This window comes from Streptomyces sp. NPDC045021 (assembly GCF_056432645.1).
Genome location: NZ_JBWKIQ010000014.1, coordinates 1 through 15,568, shown reverse-complemented (window position 1 = coordinate 15,568; position 15,568 = coordinate 1). Strand labels below are relative to the sequence as shown.

The following is a 15,568-nucleotide window of genomic DNA, read 5'->3' as shown; positions in this document are numbered from 1 at the left end:
AGGACACAGGGGCCGGGCCCCTGCAGGGATCAGAGCCGCTGGATGATCGTGCCCGTCGCCAGCGCGCCGCCCGCGCACATCGTGATGAGCGCGAACTCCTTGTCCGTGCGCTCCAGCTCGTGCAACGCCGTCACGATCAGCCGCGCACCCGTCGAGCCGACCGGGTGGCCGAGGGCTATCGCGCCCCCGTTGACGTTGACCTTCTCCAGGTCCTGGTCGAAGACCTGCGCCCAGGAGAGCACCACGGACGCGAACGCCTCGTTGATCTCGATGATGTCGATGTCCTTGAGCGTCATCCCGGCCTTGCCGAGCACGGCCCGGGTGGCGTCGACCGGGCCGTCCAGGTGGTAGTGCGGGTCGGAGCCGACGAGCGCCTGGGCGACGATCCGGGCGCGCGGGCGGAGCTTGAGCGCGCGCGCCATGCGCTTGGACGCCCACATGACGGCCGCGGCCCCGTCGGAGATCTGCGAGGAGTTGCCCGCGGTGTGCACGGCCGTCGGCATGACCGGCTTCAGCTTGGCCAGCCCCTCCATGGTGGTGTCCCGCATGCCCTGGTCGCGGTCGACCAGCCGCCACATGCCCTGACCGGCCTGCTGCTCCTCCTCGTTGGTGGGCACCTGCACGGCGAAGGTCTCGCGCTTGTACCGCTCCTCCGCCCATGCCCGGGCAGCCCGCTCCTGCGAGATGAGGCCGAGCCGGTCGACGTTCTCCCTGGTCAGACCGCGCCGTCGGGCGATGCGCTCGGCGGCCTCGAACTGGTTGGGCAGATCGACGTTCCACTCGTCGGGGAAGGGTTTGCCCGGCCCGTGCTTGGAGCCGCTGCCCAGCGGCACCCGGGACATCGCCTCCACCCCGCAGCCGATGCCGATGTCGATCACTCCGGCGGCCACCATGTTCGCGACCATGTGGTTGGCCTGTTGCGAGGAGCCGCACTGACAGTCCACGGTGGTCGCGGCGGTCTCGTACGGAAGTCCCATCGCGAGCCAGGCGTTGCGTGCGGGGTTCATCGACTGCTCGCCGGCGTGGGTGACGGTGCCGCCGACGACCTGTTCCACGGCGTCCGGCTGGATCCCGGTCCTGCCGAGCAGTTCGCGGTACGTCTCACCCAGCAGGTAGGCGGGGTGCAGATTGGCGAGCGCGCCTCCGCGCTTGCCGATGGGCGTGCGTACAGCTTCGACGATGACGGGTTCAGCGGCCATGAATCTCGTCCTCTCCTCGACCGGTCGGCGTCCCGGCGCCTCCGGCAGAACTAGAACGCGTACTAGTTCTGTCTGCAGTCTTATTACCCACGGAGCGCGGCGCGCAAGACTCGTGCACAAGCCTCCACGAGCCCGCATCCAATCCACACGGTCATTCCCCTTGCCACTTGTAGAACTGGTTACTACCTTCGAGCCATATCTGATGGACCGTCAGACATGGAGTGGCCGATGCCCTGCCCAGCGCTTCCCGAAGGCTTCGACTTCACAGACCCGGACGTGTACGAGCAGCGGGTACCGCTCCCCGAACTGGCGCAGCTGCGCCGGACCGCCCCGGTCTGGTGGAACGAACAGCCTTACAACGTCGCCGGTTTCGAGGACGAGGGGTACTGGGTCGTCACCCGGCACGCCGACGTCAAAGAGGTCTCCCTCAACCCTGACGTCTACTCGTCGTTCCTCAACACCGCGGTCATCCGCTTCAACGAGCACATCACCCGCGACCAGATCGAGATGCAGCGGCTGATCATGCTCAACATGGACCCGCCGGAGCTGACCCGCGTCCGGCAGATCGTCCAGCGGGGCTTCACCCCCCGCGCGATCCGCCAGATGGAACAGACGCTCCGCGACCGGGCCCACCGCATCGTCGCCGAGGCGCGCGGCCGGCGGGTGGGCAACTTCGTCACCGAGGTCGCCTCGGAACTCCCGCTCCAGGCCATCGCCGAACTGATCGGCATCCCGCAGGACGACCGGAGCAAGCTCTTCGACTGGTCGAACAAGATGATCGCCTACGACGACCCCGAGCTGGCCATCACCGAGGAGGTGGGCGCCGAGTCGGCCATGGAGCTGATCTCGTACGCCATGAACCTCGCTGCCGCCCGCAAGGAGTGTCCGGTCAAGGACATCGTCAGCCAGCTCGTCGCCGCCGAGGACGAAGGCAACCTCAGCACGGACGAGTTCGGCTTCTTCGTCCTCGTGCTGTCGGTCGCGGGGAACGAGACGACGCGCAACGCCATCACGCACGGCATGCACGCCTTCCTCACCCACCCCGAGCAGTGGGAGCTCTACAAGGAGACGCGGCCGAGCACCGCCGCCGAGGAGATCGTCCGCTGGGCGACCCCCGTCACGTCCTTCCAGCGCACCGCCACCCGTGACACCGTGCTGGGCGGCCAGGAGATCAAGAAGGGCCAGCGCGTCGGCATGTTCTACGCCTCCGCCAACCACGACCCCGAGGTCTTCGACCACCCCGAGCGCTTCGACATCACCCGCGAACCCAATCTGCACCTGGGGTTCGGCGGCGGCGGCCCGCACTACTGCATGGGCAAGAACCTGGCGATCATGGAGATCGACCTCATGTTCAACGCCATCGCCGACGCGATGCCCGACATCAAGCTGGTCGGCGACCCGCGCCGGCTGCGCTCCGCCTGGATCAACGGCGTCAAGGAGATGCAGGTCAGCTACGAGGGCTGAACCGGCCGGGACCGTACCGCCGGCGGCTGCTGCGGGTAGGGCAGGATGAAGCCATGAGCATCGTGAAGATCAATGCCCTGACCGTTTCGGCGGAGATGCGCGAGACGCTGGAGAAGCGGTTCGCGGCGCGCGCCGGCTCCGTCGAGAACTCCGACGGCTTCGAATGGTTCGAACTGCTGCGGCCGGTCGAAGGCACCGACCAGTACCTCGTGTACACGCGCTGGCGCAGTGAGGAGGACTTCAAGAACTGGATGTCCACCTCGATGCGGGGTCCGGGCGCGCACGGCGGTGCGGGCGGCGGCGAGGGCGGAGCCGAGCGGCCCAAACCGGCCGCTTCGGACTCCGCCCTGTGGTCGTTCGAGGTCGTCCAGCAGACGGCCCCCAAGAGCTGACCACGCGCACGCTCAGATGCTGAGGAGCTGCTGCGTCAGGTCGCGGTAGCGCGTCAGCGCCACCCGCAGTTCCTCCGTGTCGGGCTTGGCGTCGTCGTTCTGCCAGGCCGACCGGAGGGTACGGCGGCGCTCCGCGAGCTTCTCGCTGAGCTGCTCGGTGACCTGTTCGAGAACGGCGTCGGCCTCCTCGACGGACTTGCGCGGCTCGTCCACGAACGAGCCCATCGCGTGCTGCAACCGCTCCTCCAGCCCGTCACCGGCGGCCGCGGCCCCGCCGTGGCGGGCGCTGTGGGTGTCGGCGCTGCCGCGTCCGGTGCGCGCGGCGTCACTCGTACGCGGGGCCTCGGTCGTACGCGGGGGTTCGGTGGTACGCGGGGCCTCGGCGGTACGCATGGGTTCGGTTACCGGCTTGGCCTCGCTCGGGCGAGTGGCCTCGTTCGTGCGGGCCGCCGTGGTGCCTTCGTCCTTGCGCGGATCGGCCATGCGCGGCGGGCGGGGCGGCTCGTCGGGGCTCTGGGTGGGGGTCCGGCCGGCGTTCCGGTCGGGTACGGCGCTTCCGCGGGTCTGGTCCTGGCCTTCGTTCATCGTCCCTGCACTCCTGACACTTCGCTGATGGTTCACGACATGGGCTGACGACATGGGCTGCCGACGTGGGTTGACGGCCCGGGTCCTGCGTCCGGTCCCGGCGGCGGTCCGTCAGTTCTGCCGGCGGCCGAATCCACCGAGCACACCGAGGCGCGATCCGCTGCCGTGCTCCTTCACCGCGGCTGCCTCGTCGGCGCGCTCCGGGTCGGCGTCACGGTTCGACGGCGCGCGGTTCGTGTCGGCCCGGACGAGCTCCTCGAACATCGTGCGGGCCCGGACCAGCGCCTCCCGCATCTCCTCGGTGGAGGTGCCGTCGCCGCCCCGCCCGGCGATCTCGTGGGCGTCGCGGTAGCCCTGCAGCTGACGGGCGTGGTGCACGGACAGCGCGTCGAAGTGCTCACCGGACTTCAGGTCCGGGTAGCCGCGGTCGCGGACCAGGTTCTCGATCAGCGCGTCGGCCTCGGTCAGCGCCTTGGCGGGCGAGTCGATGAAGTGCTCCTGCACGGTGGCCCAGCGGGCCGTGTACTCCTCGCGGGCCTGCGTCGGAAGCGGCCGGGTGGTGATGTCCCCGTGCCGGCGCAGCCGTTCGGAGAGTTCCTTCTCGGTGGCCTTGGTGTCGCCGTCATGACGTCGCAGGACCCGGTCGTACTCGGGCCCGAAGCGGCGGTGCAGGCTCCTGCCGCCCAGCCCTCCCGGCCGGAGCAGCACGGTCGTGAGAGCGGCGGCCAGAACGATGACGACCACGACGATGGCGATGATCACGCCAGTGGACATGGGAATGCCTCCCGTTTCTGCGGGTCTTCCACGGGTCGACGGACAGGGTGTGTTTCGTTGCCGGCTCATCGATCGGCTTGCCCGAAAGCGGGTGCTCAAACGTCGAACACCCGGCCGACGAGGGCCGGGCGGGCGTTCCCGGGGGTCCGCAGGCGCGACCCGAAACCGGCGCGGTGCGGCGCGTGTGACAGGTGCTGCCGGAGTGTCGGGCGTGGTGTTCCCGGCCGGTGTCCAGGAGGCCAGCAGCGTCAGGAAGCCGGAGCGTCGGGAGGCCAGGAGCGTCAGGCGGTGGCGCCGCCCGCCGCCGGGCGCCCCTTCTCCAGGTGGTCGGTGTCGCCGCCGCACAGGTCACCGCTGAGCTTCGTCAGCAGCGCCGCGAGCTCCGCGTGCCGTTCCGGGTCCCAGTCGCCGAGCAGCTCGCCCAGTACGGTCCGCCGGGCCACGCCGAGTTGGCCGGCCATCGCCCGGCCGCTGTCGGTGAGGACCAGCGGATTGCCGTCCCGGACCGCCAGCCCGCGGCTCTCGACCTCGACGGCGGCCTGCTCGATCACATCGGCGGGCACGGTGGTGCGCCGGGCCAGCTCGACCGGATCCATCTCCCCGCCCTTGGCCATCCGCAACAGCAGCCAGCTGGACGCTGGATGGATGTCGAGGTCGGCCAGTTTCGTGATCCGCACATACAGGTCGCGGCGCGCCTCCCGGCTGCCGAGCAGCGACAGCCCGCGGGCGATCTCGTCGATCGAGGAGCGTTCCACCGGGTTGGTGCCCAGGGTCTCGCTGGCGTCCGGCACCGTGACGGAACCGCGCAACGGCTGTTCCTTGAGGAACCAGGCCAACAGGAACGCGATCACGGTGACCGGCACCGCCCACAGGAACACGGTGGTGATCGACTCGGAGTACGCGTGCAGCACCGGCCCCTGGATCGAGGCCGGCAGGGAGTCCACGGCGCGCGGATCGGACGAGATCACCGACGGGTCGAAGCCGGGGGGCAGCGGCTTGCCCGCGATCGCCGAGTCGATGTTGCCGTTGAGCTGGTTGGAGAAGACCGTGCCGAAGATCGAGACGCCGAAGGAGGCGCCGATGGAGCGGAAGAACGTCGCACCGGAGGTGGCGGCGCCCAGGTCCTCGTAGCCGACGGAGTTCTGCACGGCCAGGATCAGCACCTGCATGACCAGGCCCAGCCCGAGGCCGAAGACCAGGAAGTACAGGCTCATCACCCAGGTGCTGGTGAACTCGTCGAGCTGGTGCAGCAGCAGGAGGCCGATGATCGTGACCCCGGTGCCGAGGATCGGGAAGACCTTGTAGTGGCCGGTGCGGCTGACGATCTGCCCGGAACCGGTGGAGGACACCAGCAGGCCGATCACCATCGGGATCATGTGCACGCCGGACATCGTCGGCGAGAGGCCATGGACGACCTGCAGGAACGTCGGCAGGTACGTCATCGCGCCGAACATCGCGAAGCCGATGACGAACGAGATCACCGAGACGAGCCAGAAGGTGCGGATCCGGAACAGCCGCAACGGCAGCACCGGTTCCACCGCCCGGCGCTCGACGACGATGAACACGGCCACCAGCACCAGGCCGAGCACCGCGAGCCCGATGATCTTCGGTGAGCTCCAGGGCCAGGTCGTGCCGCCGAGCGAGGTCACCAGCACCAGGCTGGTCGCCGCCGCGGCGACCAGCGCCATGCCCAGGTAGTCGATGCGGTGCGTGGTGCGGCGCACCGGGATGTGCAGCACGGCCGCGATGACGGCCAGCGCGACGACGCCGATCGGCAGGTTGATGTAGAACACCCAGCGCCAGGAGAGCTGTTCGGTGAAGACCCCGCCCAGCAGCGGCCCCAGCACGCTGCTCGCGCCGAACACCGCGCCGAACACCCCCTGGTAGCGGCCGCGGTCGCGGGGCGGCACGATATCGCCGACGATCGCCATCGACAGCACCATCAGACCGCCGCCGCCCAGGCCCTGCAGCGCGCGGAAGGCGATCAGCTGCGGCATGTTCTGCGAGATGCCGCAGAGCGCGGAGCCGATCAGGAAGATCACGATGACGGTCTGGAAGAGCTTCTTCCGGCCGTACATGTCGCCGAGCTTGCCCCACAGCGGGGTGGCGGCCGTCGAGGCCAGCAGATACGCGGTGACGACCCAGGACAGGTGCTCGATCCCGCCCAGATCGCTGACGATGGTCGGCAGGGCGGTGGACACGATCGTCTGGTCCAGCGCGGCCAGCAGCATGCCGAGGGCCAGCGCACTGATCGCGATCCGCACCGATCGCCGGTCCTGGTGCTCGCCGGGAAGGGCAGCGGGCGGTCCGGCCGGGGCCGTGGTGTCCTGCGCCATGCCGTGCTCCTCGCGTCGCGCCGCTTGATCGCGAATTAATATTCACACTATTCGCGCCGGTTTCGCGCTCTATGGACCACCGCCAGTGCTGGACAGACCTGGGCACGGCATGTTTGCGGCGGCATAATCACTGCGTCTTGAGGTATCCGAGGACCGTTTGCGGGAGGGGAGCCCAGTGGCGCCGGAGGGGGAAGAGGGACCGGAGCAGGGTGCGGCCATGGCCGCGGCCCGGTCGGCCGAACGGCAGATCGCGCTCGCCGCGACGGAAGGCTTCCATCCGCTGCGCGTTCGGCCATACGTGGCGGAGCCGGGCACCGAGCCCGCCGAGTCGACCGTCAAGCCGCTGATCGGGACCGCCGCGTACAACCCGGCCGTCACCGACCTGGGTATGTTCCCGGCCCCGTACGGCGGCGTCGGACACCCGGCGGACCAGGCTCTCGAGTACCCGGTCGACGACTCTCCCGCCCGAGCGGCGGACCTGTCCACGGCGGACCTCGACTCCGGGCCGCTGCTGGACGGCACCGGCCACTCCGACTGGAGCGACGCCGAGGGCCCCGGTCAGCACCGCGGCGGCCGGCGCCGCCGTCCCCGCCGCCGCAGACGGGGCCTGGTCGTCGCGGCTACCACCGTGGCCGCCACCGCGATGGCCGCCGGCGCGGTCGCCGTCGCCAACCAGCTGCTGAGCGCTCCCGACCGTCCGGAACGGGCGCTGCCGGACAACAGCAACAGCGTCCCCGACGTCGTCCTGCCCACCAGCGACGCGATGGCCGCCGTGGCACCGACCGCAGCGCACGGAAAGGCCCCCACGGCCTCGCCGACGGCGACCCACCGCGCCCCGTCCACCCCGGTGACGACTCCCCCGGCCACCGTCCCCCCGGTGTCCGCGACCCCGTCCGCGCCCCCCGGCACGGTGGGCGACCCGGTCGAGTCCGCCCCCGAAGCGACCCCGAGCAGCACCCCCGCTCCCACGAACCACCCCACCGTCGCCGCCCCGGCGCTGCAGATGGGCGACACCGGCGCCCCGGTCAGGGACCTCCAGCAGCGGCTGCGCCGCGCCTACGTCTACATGGGCGGCCTCGACGGCACCTTCGACTCGGAGGTCCGGGACGCGGTCGCCATGTTCCAGTTCTGGAACGCGATCACCAGCGATCCCGAGGGTGTCTACGGCCCGGCGACGCGTACCGCGCTGGAGCGGCAGACGTCCTGGTAGCCGCGTCTGCGAGGATCGTCCCGTGGCGCTGGAGGAATTCGGGGCCGGTCAGTTCCAACTCGTCCTGCTGCGGCGGATGGCGGACCACCGGCCCGAGCTGGTCGAAGAGGCGCTCCGCACGCTCGGCGCGTCCCGCGCGGAGCTGCGCGAGGCGAACCGCCGCTGGCAGGCGCGGCTGCACGGGCGCAACTCCCCGGACGGTCAGCGGCGCTACCGTTCCGCGCTCGGACCGCCCGAGAGCACGGTCGTCCGCCGGATCGGGGATCTGAGCTGCGAGGCCCTGCTGTGGCCCGTACCGCTCTGGCCCGAGCTGCGCTTCGAGGTGCTGTGCGCGCCCGGCGGCGGCGCGGTGTGGAACGAGTGGCTCATCCGTGCCCCGGGCGCCCCGTCCCCGGTCCTGGAGAGCGTCGACGACCTCGTCCCGTGGTCCTGCACCGTCGACGAGGTCGCCCGCGCGTTCCGGCCCGCGACGCCCCTCGAAGGCAGCGCCCCCACCCGCTGGCGGCTCGCCTTCGGCGATCCGTCGGCCGGCACCCGCCGCATCGCGCACTTCACCTGGGGCCTGCTGCAGTACGTCGAGGAGGCGTAGGCCGGGTCGTCGGAGTCCCGGATCAGGGGGCCACTGGCGCAATCGGGTCTTTGTTTTGTATCGTAGAGAAACAAAGTGGCTCCGCCCGTTTCCCCTGACCGGCGGGCGGGGCCACTGAGTACCTCTAGGGAGCCTGTATGCCGTCCACACCGTCCGTCCTGACCGCCCACGCACTCCTCCTCGACATGGACGGCACCTTGGTGAACTCCGACGCGGTGGTCGAGCGCTGCTGGCGCCGCTGGGCCGAGGCGCAGGGACTGGACGCGCAGGACGTGCTGAAGGTCGTGCACGGGCGGCAGGGCCACGCCACCATGGCGGTGCTGCTTCCGGACCGCCCGATCGAGGAGAACTTCGCCGACAACCGGCGGATGCTCGCGGAGGAGACCGCCGACCTCGACGGCGTCGTGCCCGTCGCGGGCGCGCCCGCCTTCCTGGCCTCCCTCGCCGGACGGCCGCACGCGCTGGTGACCTCCGCGGACGAGGCGCTGGCCCGCGCCAGGATGGGCGCCGCCGCGCTGCCGATGCCCGACGTCATGGTCACCGCGGAGCGGGTGAGCGCGAGCAAGCCGGACCCGGAGGGCTTTCTGAAGGGCGCCGCGGAGCTGGGCTTCGCCCCCGAGGACTGCATCGTGTTCGAGGACGCCGAGGTCGGCATCGCCGCCGCCAAGGCCGCCGGGATGCGCGTCGTCGGCGTGGGCCCGCGCGCCGCCGTCCACGCGCCCACCGCGCACGTCGACTCGCTGGAGCGGGTGCGGGTGGAGGCCACCGCGGACGGCGGCCTCCTGGTCCACATCGGCTGAGCGGGGCAGAGCCGGGCCGCCGGGCCCGTCACGCCGCAGAACCTGCCCACCGGCCCGCCGGGCTCGTCAGCCCGCGATCGCCTCGTAGAGGCTGAAGACGGCCAGCAGCACCATCACGGCGGCGGCGACCTTGGTGATCAGCGCCAGCGGCACCCGCTTCATCAGCAGCCGCCCGCCGAAGATCCCCAGCCCGGCGACGGCCCACAACGCGAGGACCGCGCCGAGGCCGACGGCCACCGGATCGTCGTAGCGGGCGGCGAGGTTGGCGGTCATGATCTGCGTCAGGTCGCCGAACTCCGCGACCAGGATGAGCATGAAGCCGGTACCCGCGACCTTCCAGAAACTCTGGTCGGCGGGTTCGCGGACGCCCTCCTCGCCGTCGTCCTTCTTGAACAGCAGCATGGCCGCACCCGCGAGGAAGAGCACCCCGACGACGCCCTGCACCCAGCGGTGCGGGAGCAGCGTCAGGACGCTGCCCGCCGCGATGGCGAGGCCGACATGGACGACGAAGGCCGCGGCGACACCGCAGAAGACGTACGAGGCGCGGTAACGGGTGCCGAGCATGAGGCCGGCGAGCGCGGTCTTGTCGGGCAGTTCTGCCAGGAAGACGACGCCGAAGACGATGGCGGCGACGGTGAAGCTGAACACGGGGCGGGATCCTCATCGGTCGGGCTGCCGCACCGAGAGCGCCGGTAAAAGGGGTCGCTTCGGCTCGACAGCGTCAATGGAAAACGCTGCGGCCGAAGGTCTCGCTGGCCCGGTGGGAAACCCACCGTGCCTCCGGGCGCCGGCTCAGGATCTGAGCAGTATGTCGACGGTCCGGCGAAGAGCTACTCCCCTTCTGCGCCACCTATTCTACGCGACGCTTCAGCCGGCCCCTGGCGACCAGCTCCAGGACCGACGAGACCGCGACGGCCTGCACCACCAGCAGCGCGACCAGCACGAAGAGCTGAACGGCCCCCGCCATGACGGGTGATGCCCCACCGAGCAGCATGCCGACGAAGGCCCCCGGCAGCGTGACCAGTCCCACAGTCCGCGTCTGGTCGAGACCCGGCACGAGTGCGCCGGAGGCGGCGGGCCTGGCGATCTCCAGTCGCGCGTCACGGTCCTCGAAGCCCAGCGCCATGGCGGCCTCGACCTCACCGTGTCGGCCGTGCAGCTCCTCCAGTGCGCGACGGCCGCCGAGCACCGTCGCGGTGAGCGCGCCGCCGATGAGGATGCCGGCGACGGGGATCAGCGCGATGCCGTCGAGTGGCACGAGGCCGGTCAGCACGAGGAGCGCGACGACCGGCAGCGCGCTCACCCCGATCGGCACGGCCGCCCACCGCCAGCTGCGGTCATCGGTGATCCGGCGTCCCGCGGTCCACACCGCGACCGCGTACATGACGCCGACGAAGGCGAGCAGCGCCGGCAGATAGCGGACGACCCAGCCGATGAGCAGCGATACCACCGCGAGCTGCAGCGCGGCGCGCAGCCCCGCGACGGCGATACCGCGCGCGTAGTTCTCGCGCTCGTCGGCGAGATGGGCGTACGCGGCCACGCCGGTGGCCAGCATCAGCAGGACGGCCAGCACGATGCCGAGAGTGCGGTTGACGGGGAGCAGCGAAGTGGAGGCGGCGGACGTGGTGGCGGCGGCGAGCACGGGGCCACTGTAGGCGGGTGCGGGCGCATCCAACGGAACTGACGGTGCGCCACCCCTCGACATGACGTGCGCATGTCGCCAATCTGTAACCTGCCGCACCTCGGCAGGCAATCTGGCCCCGGCACGCTTACCGGGCCCGCCACCCTCGCCGGGGCCGGTTGGACACGCCCGCAACCACCCCCACCCCACAGGGAGTTCGCATGTCCCGGATACGCAGTGTCTACGCGCGTCGACGCGTGACCGTGCTCACCACGTTCGCCGCCGTCACCGCGGCACTCGGTCTGCTCGTCGCCCCCACCACCGCCCAGGCCGCACCCCCCACGCCGCCCAGCGCCGCGACCGCCCGCACCGAACTCGCCGCACTGACCGTGCAGGCCGAGGGATCGTCCACCGGCTACAGCCGTGACAAGTTCCCGCACTGGATCACCCAGAGCGGCACCTGCAACACCCGGGAGGTCGTCCTCAAGCGGGACGGGACCAACGTCGTCCAGGACTCCTCCTGTGCCGCCGTCAGCGGCACCTGGCACTCCCCGTACGACGGCGCCACCTGGACCGCCGCCTCCGACGTCGACATCGACCACATGGTCCCGCTCGCCCAGGCCTGGCGCTCCGGCGCCGCCAGTTGGACCACCGCCCAGCGGCAGGCGTTCGCCAACGACCTGACCCACTCCCAGCTGCTCGCCGTCACCGACAACGTCAACCAGGCCAAGGGCGACAAGGACCCGGCCCAGTGGCTGCCGCCGCTGGCCTCGTACCACTGCACCTACGCCCGTATGTGGGTCTGGGTGAAGTACTCGTACTCCCTGACCGTCGACTCCGCCGAGAAGAGCGCCCTGACCTCCATCCTCAACGGCTGCTGATTGCCCGACGCACAACTCCCGCCTCCCCTCCGGCGTCCGTAGTCTTGGGCGACGGAGGGGAGGCCGGTCACCATGGCTGAGCTGCGTTTGGGACCACTGCTGCGGTATGTGGACGAGGACAGCGCCACCGTGTGGATCGAGGCCGACCGGCCGTGCGAGGCGGTCGTCGACTGTGAGGGGGACGGCGGCGGGAGTGCCAGGACCTGGCAGGTCGCGGGGCACCACTACGCGCTGGTGACCGTCACCGGGCTGCGCACCGGCAGCAGGACGCCGTACGCCGTGCGCCTCGACGGCCGGCCGGTCTGGCCGCTGCCCGGCTCCCCGTTCCCGCCCAGCACCATCCACACCGCCGCCGGCGGCAGCGCTCCGCTGCGCGTGGCCTTCGGCTCCTGCCGGTGGGCGGCGCCCGCGCACCACGCCCGCGACCCGGTCGGCCCCGACGCGCTCGACTCCCTCGCCCAGGAGATCGTGCGGGACGCCGCCGCCCGCCCGGACGTGCTGCTCCTGCTCGGTGACCAGGTGTACGCGGACGAGACCTCGAACGCCACCCGCAACTGGCTCGCCCGCCGCCGCGACCTCGCCGACCCGCCCTGGGACCAGGTCGCGGACTACGAGGAGTACACCCACCTCTACTACGAATCCTGGCTCGACCCCGAGGTGCGCTGGCTGCTGTCCACCGTCCCCAGCTGCATGATCTTCGACGACCACGATGTGATCGACGACTGGAACACCTCCGAGGCGTGGCTCGGTCAGATCCGCGCCACCCCCTGGTGGCAGGAGCGCATCCTCGGCGGCCTGATGTCGTACTGGGTCCATCAGCACCTGGGCAACCTCTCCCCCGCCGAGTTGGCCGCCGACGAGCTGTTCCGCACCGTGCGCGCCGCCGCGGACGGCACCGAGGCCGTCCGTGCCTTCGCCACCCGCGCCGACGCCGACGCCGCGTCGGTGCGGTGGAGTTACCGGCGCGACTTCGGGCGGGTCCGGCTGCTGATGGTGGACTCCCGGGCCGCGCGCGTCCTGGCGGAGGACCGGCGCTCGATGCTCGACGACGGCGAATGGCAGTGGGTGCGCGAACAGGTGCTGTCCGACGGGTCGTTCGACCACCTCCTGGTCGGCACCTCGCTGCCCTGGCTGCTGCCGCACGCCGTGCACGCCGCCGAGGAGTGGGACGCTGCGCTGTGCCGGGGCGTGCGCGGCCGGCGGTGGGCGGAGCGCGGCGAGAAGCTGCGCCAGGCGGCCGACCTGGAGCACTGGGCGGCGTTCCGCACCTCCTTCGACGCGCTCGCCGGCCTCTTCGCCGAGGTGGGCAGCGGTCCGCGGGCTCCGGCGGCCATCTGCGTCCTGTCCGGCGACGTGCACCACGCGTACATCGCCGAGGCGCACTGGCCGCGCCCGGTGGCCAGCCGGGTCCTCCAACTCACCTGCTCGCCCATCCACAACAGCGTCCCCGCGGCGATACGGCTGGGCTTCCGCGTCGGCTGGAGCCGGCCGGGCCGCTGGATCGGCCGCGCTCTCGCCCGCCACGGCCGGCTCCCCGCGTCCGTCATCGGCTGGACCCGCCTGGGCGGCCCCTGGTTCGGCAACCAGCTGATGACCCTGACCCTGCGCGGCCGTCTCCTCGACCTCAAGGTGGCCGGTCCCAGGGGCTCGTTCTCGCCGTCGACACACCGGCGGAAATGAGCGGTGCGATCCGCCCGGCGCCCGACCGCGGCCGGATGGCGGCGTGCACCGCCATCAGCGTCTTCTCCACCCGCCCCGCAAGCGGCGTCCGGGATATTCCCCACACCGTGTCTACAACATCACGTACCCCTCGCCGGTACCGGCCACCCCCTCTGGCGTACGCTGTACGGCTGGGAGCGGATGTAGATCCGCCCATACGCCAACAGGCAATATGTCGGACGGGGAGGCACGGTGCTCGAGGGTCTGGGCTCCTTGTTCGACTGGCCATGGATCTACGTACTCGTCGCACTGTCCGTGCTGCTCGACGTGTTCGTGCCGATCCTGCCCAGCGGGGTGCTGGTGATCAGCGCCGCGACCGCGGGCACCACCGGTGCGGGCGGCGACATGCTCGATGTGGTCGCGCTCCTGGTGTGCGCTGCCATCGCCTCCTGTCTCGGCGACATCGCCGCCTACCGGCTGGCCTGGCGCGGCGGCGACTGGTTCGACCGCCGCATGGCGCAGTCCCGCAGGCTCTCCACCGCCCAGGAGCGGCTGGGAGAGGTGCTGACGAAGGGCGGCGGGTCGCTCGTCGTGCTCGCCCGCTTCGCACCGGCCGGCCGCTCCGTGGTGAGCCTGGGCGCGGGCGTGGCGCACCGCCGGCCCAAGGAGTTCCTGCCCTGGTCGGCCTTGGCCGGTGTGGCGTGGGCGACGTACAGCGTGGGCCTGGGCTACCTCGGTGGCGAGTGGCTGGGCGCGAGCTGGCTCAGCAGCGCCATGTCGCTGATCGCCCTGGTCGGTACCGGCGGCCTGGCCGCCTATGTCTTCCGCCGCGGACGCCGGACCGCGATGGCGGCGGCCCTGGCCACCGTGCCGCTGGCGATCCCCCCGCAGCCCGCCGCCGCCGACCGCGGAACGGTCGTCGAAGCGCTGTAGGACGGCCCGAGGGGCTGCTCTCGCCCCCTGCACCACCCCTGCCCGGCGCACCGCGCTCCCCTGACTCCCGCTGCGACCGCGAGCGGGAGATGCAGCGGTGCGGAAAAAGATCCGAGGCGCGAGGCAGGCCGGGATCGGCCCGGGGCACGGACGTCGGCGTGGGTTCGATGCTCAGCGGGAAATAACTCGGCGGACCTGCTAGGCCGTGGAAACAGTCAAAAGCGTGCGCCAATAACTTCCTTCGGAACTCATCCCGATCAATTCATTGCCCACAAGGACAGAATCGGAACCTCGCGGGCGCGAATGGTCGGCCGGTCGCCGCATAGTCCTCGCGTTCCATACCTTGTCATATGCGGACACTGTCCCCATCGCACAAAGGTTCTCATTCCCCGGCTCTGGCGCTTTTGCGATTCATTCTCACTCGATCCAGCGATAGCCAGCGTGCAGGGTGACGAAAAAGAATGAGCCGCATACCCCACCCCCTGACGCGAAGGACTTACGCATGTCGGTTGATGCGGGCCAGGACGCCGCTCTCACCACCCCGGGCGCCCCGGACAACAACTCGGCGCACACCAGCCTCGATACGGCTGCTGCCCGGAATCTGGCGACCACCACCAAGTCCGCACCTCAGATGGCGGGAATCTCCTCCCGCTGGCTGCTGCGCATGCTGCCCTGGGTCGAAGTCACAGCCGGCACCTACCGGGTCAACCGCCGGCTCACGTACTCCGTCGGCGACGGCAAGGTGACCTTCGTCAAAACCGGATCCCACGTACGCGTCGTGCCCGCCGAACTGGGCGAACTGGCGCTGCTGCGGTCCTTCGAGGACACCTCGGTCCTCGCCGCGCTCGCCGACCGCTTCACCCAACGCGAATTCGCCCCCGGCGATCTCCTCGCCGAAGCCGGCCAACCCGTCGACACTCTCTACCTCCTCGCCCACGGCAAGGTCGAACAACTCAGCGAAGGCGAATTCGGCGAGCAGAATCGTCTCGGCGTTCTCGCCGACGGCGCCCACTTCGGCGAACAGGGCCTGCTCGACCCGGAAACGCCCTGGGACGTCACCATCCGCGCCGCGACCACCACCACCGTCCTCGCCCTGTCCCGGCAGGACTTCCAGACCCTCGCCGA

At 70.9% G+C, this 15,568-nt stretch carries 15 protein-coding genes; 9 read left to right on the top strand and 6 right to left on the bottom strand.

Annotated elements, in window-relative coordinates; all coding sequences use genetic code 11:
- Window positions 1-29 precede the first annotated feature (29 nt).
- The gene (locus AC07DC_RS33275; RefSeq protein WP_478918221.1) at window positions 30-1,199 is read right to left on the bottom strand and encodes a steroid 3-ketoacyl-CoA thiolase; all 1,170 of its coding nucleotides are present in this window, start codon (window positions 1,197-1,199) and stop codon (window positions 30-32) included.
- Window positions 1,200-1,427: 228 nt separating this feature from the next.
- Between AC07DC_RS33275 and AC07DC_RS33270 the strand changes: the two genes are divergently transcribed.
- Both AC07DC_RS33270 and AC07DC_RS33265 read left to right on the top strand, forming a co-directional pair.
- On the top strand, window positions 1,428-2,663 hold the full coding sequence (locus tag AC07DC_RS33270) for a cytochrome P450 (RefSeq protein WP_478918220.1): 1,236 nt from the start codon (window positions 1,428-1,430) through the stop codon (window positions 2,661-2,663).
- Between the two features lie 53 nt (window positions 2,664-2,716).
- Window positions 2,717-3,055, top strand: coding sequence for an antibiotic biosynthesis monooxygenase family protein (locus AC07DC_RS33265; RefSeq protein ID WP_478918219.1), 339 nt, complete (start codon window positions 2,717-2,719; stop codon window positions 3,053-3,055).
- A gap of 12 nt (window positions 3,056-3,067) precedes the next feature.
- Here the strand turns inward: AC07DC_RS33265 and AC07DC_RS33260 are convergent, their stop codons facing one another.
- The 3 genes from AC07DC_RS33260 to AC07DC_RS33250 all read right to left on the bottom strand — a co-directional run bounded on the left by AC07DC_RS33260 (window position 3,068) and on the right by AC07DC_RS33250 (window position 6,750).
- Window positions 3,068-3,640 (bottom strand): hypothetical protein, encoded by a 573-nt coding sequence (locus AC07DC_RS33260; protein WP_478918218.1) that lies wholly within the window; start codon window positions 3,638-3,640, stop codon window positions 3,068-3,070.
- A 111-nt stretch (window positions 3,641-3,751) separates the two neighbouring features.
- Window positions 3,752-4,414 (bottom strand): hypothetical protein, encoded by a 663-nt coding sequence (locus tag AC07DC_RS33255; RefSeq protein ID WP_478918217.1) that lies wholly within the window; start codon window positions 4,412-4,414, stop codon window positions 3,752-3,754.
- Window positions 4,415-4,695: 281 nt separating this feature from the next.
- Complete coding sequence (locus AC07DC_RS33250; RefSeq protein ID WP_478918216.1) at window positions 4,696-6,750, bottom strand: MFS transporter; 2,055 nt, start codon at window positions 6,748-6,750, stop codon at window positions 4,696-4,698.
- A 217-nt stretch (window positions 6,751-6,967) separates the two neighbouring features.
- Between AC07DC_RS33250 and AC07DC_RS33245 the strand changes: the two genes are divergently transcribed.
- The 3 genes from AC07DC_RS33245 to AC07DC_RS33235 all read left to right on the top strand — a co-directional run bounded on the left by AC07DC_RS33245 (window position 6,968) and on the right by AC07DC_RS33235 (window position 9,349).
- The gene (locus AC07DC_RS33245; RefSeq protein ID WP_478918215.1) at window positions 6,968-7,960 is read left to right on the top strand and encodes a peptidoglycan-binding domain-containing protein; all 993 of its coding nucleotides are present in this window, start codon (window positions 6,968-6,970) and stop codon (window positions 7,958-7,960) included.
- 76 nt (window positions 7,961-8,036) lie between these two features.
- Window positions 8,037-8,549 carry a hypothetical protein gene (locus AC07DC_RS33240; RefSeq protein WP_478918375.1) on the top strand — a complete coding sequence of 171 codons (513 nt, stop codon included), beginning with the start codon at window positions 8,037-8,039 and terminating at the stop codon, window positions 8,547-8,549.
- A gap of 137 nt (window positions 8,550-8,686) precedes the next feature.
- On the top strand, window positions 8,687-9,349 hold the full coding sequence (locus AC07DC_RS33235; protein ID WP_478918214.1) for an HAD-IA family hydrolase: 663 nt from the start codon (window positions 8,687-8,689) through the stop codon (window positions 9,347-9,349).
- A 66-nt stretch (window positions 9,350-9,415) separates the two neighbouring features.
- Here AC07DC_RS33235 and AC07DC_RS33230 read toward each other — a convergent pair whose 3' ends face one another.
- Together AC07DC_RS33230 and AC07DC_RS33225 are read right to left on the bottom strand one after the other, a co-directional pair.
- Window positions 9,416-9,997: a TMEM165/GDT1 family protein gene (locus AC07DC_RS33230; protein WP_478918213.1), complete on the bottom strand. Its 582-nt coding sequence runs from the start codon at window positions 9,995-9,997 to the stop codon at window positions 9,416-9,418.
- Window positions 9,998-10,199: 202 nt separating this feature from the next.
- A complete protein-coding gene (locus tag AC07DC_RS33225) occupies window positions 10,200-10,991 on the bottom strand; it encodes an ABC transporter permease (protein WP_478918212.1) in 792 nt (263 codons plus the stop codon).
- A gap of 209 nt (window positions 10,992-11,200) precedes the next feature.
- Between AC07DC_RS33225 and AC07DC_RS33220 the strand changes: the two genes are divergently transcribed.
- The 4 genes from AC07DC_RS33220 to AC07DC_RS33205 form a co-directional block, all read left to right on the top strand.
- Complete coding sequence (locus AC07DC_RS33220) at window positions 11,201-11,851, top strand: HNH endonuclease family protein (protein ID WP_478918374.1); 651 nt, start codon at window positions 11,201-11,203, stop codon at window positions 11,849-11,851.
- A gap of 72 nt (window positions 11,852-11,923) precedes the next feature.
- Complete coding sequence (locus AC07DC_RS33215; protein WP_478918211.1) at window positions 11,924-13,531, top strand: alkaline phosphatase D family protein; 1,608 nt, start codon at window positions 11,924-11,926, stop codon at window positions 13,529-13,531.
- 231 nt (window positions 13,532-13,762) lie between these two features.
- A complete protein-coding gene (locus AC07DC_RS33210; RefSeq protein WP_478918210.1) occupies window positions 13,763-14,443 on the top strand; it encodes a DedA family protein in 681 nt (226 codons plus the stop codon).
- A 502-nt stretch (window positions 14,444-14,945) separates the two neighbouring features.
- A partial coding sequence (locus tag AC07DC_RS33205; protein WP_478918209.1) for a cyclic nucleotide-binding domain-containing protein occupies window positions 14,946-15,568 on the top strand: 623 nt, incomplete at its 3' end.